Genomic DNA, 7,316 nt, shown 5'->3' on the forward strand with positions numbered 1-7,316 from the left:
AATTTGTTTTAAAACAGAGATTTACTGTTGATCCAGGCTATTCGGGATATCCGGAGGGTGCCATGGCAGCCGTTACCGATACGCTGAAGCTGTTTCTCACCGGCGATGTCATGACCGCCCGAGGCATCGACGCAGTGCTGCCGCATCCTGGCGATCCACGGCTTTACGAAGACTACGTCAAGAAAGCCGGCGATTACGTCCGGTTGGCAGAACGACACAATGGCCCGATTCCCCGCCCGGTCGATTTCACCTATATCTGGGGCATTGCGCTGGATGAGTTCGAACTTCGCCAGCCACACGTACGCATCATCAACCTGGAAACAGCGGTGTCCCGCCGCGGACGACCGGAGCCAAAGGGCATCAATTACCGCATGAGCCCGGAGAACTTCCCGGCCATCAGTGCCGCCGACATCGATTGCTGCGTGCTGGCCAACAACCATGTGTTGGACTGGGGCGTGCCTGGCCTGGCCGATACGCTGGCCACCCTGGCGAACAACGACATGTGCAGTGCCGGCGCCGGGCTCAACCGACAATCTGCCGAAGCGCCCGCCGTGCTGCCGTTGTCTGGCGGACAGCGCTTGCTGGTGTTTGGCTTCGGCGCTCCCGACAGCGGCATTCCACCGCGGTGGGCCGCCACGGATAGCCGCGCGGGCGTCGCGCGGCTGGAAGATCTGTCGATGCAAAGCCTGCGCCCTGTGGCCGAACGGATTCTCAAGTACAAAAATCCGGGGGATCGGGTGCTGGCCTCCATTCATTGGGGTGGCAACTGGGGGTTCGAGATCCCGCAGGAGCAGGTCCGGTTCGCCCATGCCCTGATCGATGAGGCCGGAGTTGACGTGGTGCATGGCCATTCCTCGCACCACGTCAAAGGCATCGAGGTGTACCGCGAGCGCCTGATTCTCTATGGCTGCGGGGATCTGCTGAACGATTACGAAGGCATCGAGGGCCACGCAGATTATCGCGGCGACCTGGGGCTTTTGTACTTTGCCTCGCTGGCCCCGGACGGGCACCTGCAGACGCTGGAGCTGATACCCACTCGCCTGCAGCGCTTTCGCCTCTGTCACGCCGAAGGGGATGACCGTCAATGGCTGCAAGACACCCTTTCTCGCGAGTGCAAACGCTTGGGCAGCAGCCTCCAGACGGGCGCGCAAAATGCCTTCGAGTTGCGTTGGTAGGCTTTTTCATTTCTGCGTCGCTTTTGCATTTCTGTGCGACAGATCGCACTTCAGGTACTCCCGTACTACTCCCTCTTGGTGTTAGTTTGGAAAAGTTTCTGACTAATCAATCAGATATTTCCTACCAACCACCTGCAAAGGAATGCCCCCAGCAATGGACTTTTCACTTAAGCAACTGGCCGCGACAACCCTGATGCTGGCCAGCCTTTCGTCGTTCACCACCTCAGCGCACGCCAACATTACCCCGCAACAGAGCGCGACCATCCTCAAGACCTTCAGCGATGCATCGGTAACGGATTTCAGGCAGTTCCTGGAACGCCTGGCCAAGAGCGAGCTTGCCAAAACCGGTAACCTCGGCCCGGCAATCAGTGCTTTCCAGGGCAACAAGCCCCTTTCCGCTGAACAGCAGAACGAGATTCATCGCCTGCTTGGCCTCTATGCGCGGGTGAAGTACGGCAACGCTGCTACCGAGACCTTGCGCGAACTGGTGGCCATCCCGACCTTCCGCGTGGACGGCGTGGCCCAACACGACAACCCTGAATTCATCAAGATCGGCGACAAGCTCAAGGGCCTGGCCCAGGCCTTCAACCTGAACTTTCGCAATATCGACAACCGAGTCTATGAAATATCCCTCGAAGGGGCTGGCGACGAAATCGTGGGCATTCACGCACATGCCGATGTGGTGCCCGTGACGCCGGAGAACTGGGTCTTGAAAGACGGCACCCGCCTCGACCCGTTTAAGGTCACCCTGGTCGGCGACCGTATGTATGGCCGAGGCACCGAGGATGACAAAAACGGCATCGTGGTCGCGCTCTACGCCATGAAGATCATCAAGGAAGAGAAGCTGCCGCTGGCTCGCCATTTCAAGCTGCTGGTAGACACCACCGAGGAAACCACCGGCGACGCCATCCCCTATTACTTCGAACACAACCCGACACCCAACTACAACCTGGCGCTGGATGGCGGCTACCCGGTGGTGATTGCCGAGAAAGGCTACGGCACCGTCATGGCGAACTTTGCCCTGCGGAGCGCTCAGGGCAAGGGCGCCGAAATCACCTCAATGACCGGCGGCCTGGCAACCAACCAGATTCCGTCAACGTCGGTCGCTACCCTTGTGACTGACAAGCCCGCCGAACTGGCCGCCAGCCTGCAGAAGGCAGGTAGCGATTATGCCAAGCGCAATGGCGGCAACTTCGAGGTGACCGCCAAGGTCGTCGGCAAGGACGTCAAGCTCACGGTCACCGGCGTTTCCGCCCACTCCTCCGAGCCCGAGTCAGGCATCAACCCGGTGGCACGGATGCTGGGCTTCATCAACAGCCTCGACGGCAAGGTCGCGCTCAAGCACAACCACATTACCGACGCCGCCCGTTATGCCGTCGACAACTGGGGACTGGACTACCTGGGCGGCAAGTTGGGGGTCGGTTTTTCCGATGCCTTCATGGGGCCGCTGACCACCTCCCTGACCTATGTCGGGATGGATGAAAAAGCCTTCAAGCTTGCGGTCAACCTGCGCGTGCCGAAGGGCAAGTCCCCGGAAGCGCTCAAGGCTGAAATCGCCGAAAAGCTGGGTGCCTGGAGCAAGAAGACTCACATTGCAGTGGCTTTCGACTACAAGATCGCCGAGCCGATGTACCGCAACCCCGAAGGTGAATGGGTCAAGGCGCTCTTGGCGGTGGCCAGCGAGAACCTTGGCATGGAACACAAGTTCGGTACCTCAGCCGGCGCCACTTCGGTCCATGAGCTGCCCAACGGCGTGCAGTTCGGCTTGGCCAGGCCCGAGCTCAAGTACACCGGCCACAACGACAACGAGTTCAAGACCGTCGACCAGTTCCTGCTGGACCTGCAGATCGTGACCGAGATGATGGGTCGCATCGGGCAGTTGCCGACACTCTGATCCCCCTTCCGGACCCGTCATACTGGCGGGTCCATCGTTTTTATCGTCTTGCCATGAACCGGCGGTTATCGCATAACTGACCTATTCTGAATCAACCGACAAGAAGTCAAACCCCACCTGATGTACCCGGACTCTTTACAGCAATGGAGGCTAGGCGATGAAGGAGCAATCGATTGAGTTCCGCCCTGGAGAGGGACACTTTGAAGAGGGGCACTCTGCGCTCCTCGCCATGACCCACGCCACCCAATCTTCCACGACCAATAGCCGCATCGAACTTTACACCCAGGAGTCGATGGTCAACTGGCTAGGCCCGTTTCAGCTCATGCGCACGGGCATGCAATCGGCCGCGGCCACCACCATGGGTGCCTTCGCAGACCCACGCGATGTGTTGGCCATGCTCAACCCCCGGGGCTCTAACCCACCCATTCAGGTGGCTGCCGACGGTGATGTGTGGATCGACTATCTGGCGGATACCGGCGATGGCTGGGACTCCACCTATTCCATGGCGCTGTGCGTCAGCCAGGATGTCAAGTTGCCGGAGCTCACGCTGCCGCGCGGCGACGTGCTGCTGCTCGGCGGCGATCAGGTCTACCCCACACCGGCCCAATCCGGCTATCGCACCCGTTTCCTTGATCCCTTCCGCGCTGCCTTTCCCGCGCCGGTCCCCAAGGTTCGCCCGAATGAGCAGGACCAGCCCGTGCCGCAGCCAGGTGCACCGTGGATAGTGGCGACGCCCGGCAACCACGATTGGTATGACGGCCTGCGCGGGTTCTCCCAACTGTTTTGCGAGCAGAAGCCCATCGGCGGCTGGGAAACCCGTCAACACACCAGTTACTACGTGCTGCAGCTGCCCAATGGCTGGTGGATCTGGGGCCTGGACCTGCAATTGGAGTCGATGATCGACCGCCAGCAGAAGCAGTACTTCGAAGAGATGCGCGCCAAACTGCAGCCAGGCGACCGCGTGATCCTCTGTACACCCGAGCCGAGCTGGGTGGATGAGGCCGAACGACTCGCACGCGTGGGGCGCAAGACCCTGCCCTCGATCGAGACCCAGACCTTGCGCTTCAGCAGTCTGCGCGAGATCGAGCAGCTCTTGGGTGACCACTTGGCGGTGGTCCTGGCCGGAGACTCGCACCACTACGCGCGCTACCAGCCAAAAGCCGGCAGCCAGGCACCGCAACGCATCACCTGCGGAGGCGGTGGCGCCTTCCTGCATGGCACTCATCAACTTCCAGATCCGCCCGAGCCAATCACCGTCGGCGGAACGCCGCAGCACTACGAGCTGGCGGCAACCTACCCGGACAAAAAGACCTCCGAACAGCTGCGTAACCGGGCATGGCGGCTACCCACCCACAACCTCTCGTTCTGCGGCATGCTGGCGATCTTGTACTTGCTGTTCGACTGGATGGTAGAAAGCGCCAGCAAGGTGCCCCACCCGGCGCGCGATAATCGCAGCCTGGTCGAGGTATTGTCTGGCCTCGAAGTATCTATTCCCAACCTGCGCGAGGTATGGCGACAGCTGGTCCTGGTTCTGGCACACAGTCCTTCTTCGGTGATGCTCGCCGTGACCATTGTGCTGGGCTGCGCAGTGCTCTCAGCCGCCGGGGTCAAGCGCACCCGAAAGCTTGCCTATGGCGTCGGGGCCGTTCACGGGTTGCTTCACCTGGGACTGGCGATCGGGCTGCTGTGGCTCATGGGCCGTATCAACATCCACTACTTGCAGTTCGAGGTAGAAAACCTGCTCCAGGTCTTGTTGTTCCTGGTGGGGACACTGGTGCTCGGTGGTAGTTTGGGAGGCCTGCTATTCGGTGCCTGGATGGTCATGGCCAACACTTTATGGGGGCTACATAGCGAAGTGGTTTTTTCCTCGCAACGCATCGCCGACCATAAATGCTTCCTGCGCATGCACTTCAACGGCGACCAACTCACCATTTACCCGCTCAAGCTGGAGAAGGTCTGCCGGCGCTGGTCCGTGGCGTCGGGAGTCGCCAAACTGGCGAAGGTGCAGCGCACCTGGAGGTTGCGGGCAACGCCTGAAAGCACTGGCCCGCGCTTCGTGCCGGCCTCGGGCGAGCTCGAACTGCGGCTGATCGAGCAGCCCATCGTGATTCGGCGTGGAGGAACCAGCTCATGAGGTCGCCCCCGCCGCCGTCTTGTGCTCATTCACAAACGTAATATACGACGTTACTCCTTCGCGCCCTCCTCCTCTTTCCCCTCCCAAGTAGTCTGAAACTCCCATCCCGCATGGGAGTTTCGGCCGATGCGCAATCCCCGGCGCTTCTCCATAGTTGCGACCAAAGGTCAACGGTCAGGCCTCGATGACCGCAATTGCTCTGGAGAAAGTCATGGCTACCGGCGAGCAAAATTCATCGCTAACGGGCGATCCGACCCCCCTATACATTCCGACCCTCGACTCAGTGGTCAACGCTCTCAGCGTTGTGACCTCTGGCGCGAGCGTTACGCTGGACGAAACGGCCGGGTTGCAAAACAGCACCGCCACGCCAAGCCCCGCGGGAGACGCTGACGACAATGACATTTTGCTGGCCTCCCTGCCCTCGACTTTCTCTACCCGTTTGACCGCACTGGGTGCAGGTACCGCAATGGGTGCGGCCTTGAGTGGCTATACCGGCGCCGTGGGCAATACCGGCAGCAATGCGTTCAGCGTCAGCGCTGACCCCGGAGCAACCATTACCAACGTCAGCTTCGTCGACAGCACTGGCGCACTGCTCAATGGCGTGGACAGCGGACTGGACACCCTCGATGGCACCAGCATCCTTCTCTATACCGATACGAGCAACGACAACATCCTGGTGGGCCGAGCCGGGAGCGCAAGCGGCGCAATCGTGTTCGCGGCCTATATCGAAGAAACCGGATCGCCACTCTCGGGCGGCAAGATCTGGACCGTGGAGTACCAACCGCTCAAGCATCCAGATGCGACGAACCCCGACGATGCGGTCAATCTGCTGAAYAAGGTGTTCATCGGAGCCGGTCAGGACGCGGAATTCAGTCTGGCCAATGCGCCGTCGGGCCAGCAGTTGTTCCTGATGTTCACRACCRCGGGCGCGACGGCCGATGCGAACGGCCGGATTCCCGGCGTCTCGATCGTCGTCACCGGCAGGGATCCGCTGGATCAGTCGGCAAGCAGTGCTGCCATCACCAGCGCCGACACGGTTAACAGCAGCCAGGGCGGCGGCAGCACAACCCTGGGCACCAACAACCAGGCGATCACCGAACAGGAAGGGCTGCGCTTCAGCTTCGTCAGCGGTGCCAAGGCGGACTTCACAGTCCCCAACCTGAGCCCGGGCGAAGCGGGTGTCGAACAGAACATCGACTTCACCCAGTACTTCGGCGCCCGCTCCGCGACCTTCAAGATCGTGCAGGAGACCGGCGGCACCACCGCGAAGCTCTTGCTCACCGCCGTCAAGAACGCCGACAACGTCAGCGGGTCGCAGAGCGGTGTCAACTTCGTCAACAGCTACGCCAACGACAGCACCGAAAAGGTCGCGATCATCAACGGCAGTGTCACCGTCAAGACGTTCGCGGGCGCCACCGTCAGCGGCGCCGTCATCACCTACAACGCCGACGGCACGGTGCTGATCACCGGTGTTCCGACCGACTCGCAGATCACCTACAGCACGGCGACCGACCACAACCGCGTGATGATCGAGAACGCCGGGTTGCTGACCGACAAGAACGGCGACAAGACGCATGCTGACTTCGACATTGGCGGCTTCAAGGTGCTGCAGTCCAGCACCTCAACCGCCGAAATCGGCTCCAAGATGATCTTCGAAGATGATGGGCCGAGCATCAGCACCACTGGCACCGAACCGACGCTGACAGTCGATGAAACGGTACTGGCGACCAACGATACCAAGAGCTTTGCCGCCAACTTCACGTCGGCGTTTGGCGCTGACGGTGCGGGCACGCTGACCTATGCCCTGGGCGTGGTCGCGGGTGGCTCCGGGCTGACCGACACGGCCACCGGTGAGGCAGTCAACCTGTCGCTCAACGGCACCGTGGTCGAAGGTCGCACGGCCACCAGCAACCTGCTGGTGTTCACGGTCAGCGTCGCCGCCAATGGCGACGTCACCCTCGACCAGATCCGCGCCGTGGTGCATCCCGACGCGACCAATCCCGATGATTCGAAGACGCTGACCTCGGACAGCCTGGTGACGCTGACGGCGACCAAGACCGATGGGGACGGCGACAGCGTCCATGCCACCCTCAATATCGGGCAGAACCTGGTG

Annotated in this window: 4 protein-coding genes; all 4 read left to right on the forward strand. The window is 61.1% G+C overall.

The genetic code is table 11. The features are described 5' to 3' along the window. Positions 1–62 precede the first annotated feature (62 nt). The gene (locus tag AC1DIS_RS24105; protein WP_477743223.1) at positions 63–1,175 is read left to right on the forward strand and encodes a CapA family protein; all 1,113 of its coding nucleotides are present in this window, start codon (positions 63–65) and stop codon (positions 1,173–1,175) included. A gap of 154 nt (positions 1,176–1,329) precedes the next feature. Then, positions 1,330–3,069 carry a dipeptidase gene (locus AC1DIS_RS24110; protein WP_138867396.1) on the forward strand — a complete coding sequence of 580 codons (1,740 nt, stop codon included), beginning with the start codon at positions 1,330–1,332 and terminating at the stop codon, positions 3,067–3,069. Positions 3,070–3,226: 157 nt separating this feature from the next. Beyond that, the gene (locus AC1DIS_RS24115; protein WP_477743224.1) at positions 3,227–5,203 is read left to right on the forward strand and encodes a preprotein translocase subunit YajC; all 1,977 of its coding nucleotides are present in this window, start codon (positions 3,227–3,229) and stop codon (positions 5,201–5,203) included. 211 nt (positions 5,204–5,414) lie between these two features. After that, the coding region (locus AC1DIS_RS24120; protein WP_477781123.1) for a DUF5801 repeats-in-toxin domain-containing protein at positions 5,415–7,316 on the forward strand (1,902 nt) is incomplete at its 3' end.

It is taken from the genome of Pseudomonas sp. 05N433 (assembly GCF_056396925.1).

What these genes read in the sequence shown, in the direction of transcription:
- AC1DIS_RS24110 (WP_138867396.1), top strand. Translation starts at nt 1,330, where the DNA reads ATGGACTTTTCACTTAAGCAACTGGCCGCGACAACCCTGATGCTGGCC.
- AC1DIS_RS24115 (WP_477743224.1), top strand. Translation starts at nt 3,227, where the DNA reads ATGAAGGAGCAATCGATTGAGTTCCGCCCTGGAGAGGGACACTTTGAA.
- AC1DIS_RS24105 (WP_477743223.1), top strand. Translation starts at nt 63, where the DNA reads ATGGCAGCCGTTACCGATACGCTGAAGCTGTTTCTCACCGGCGATGTC.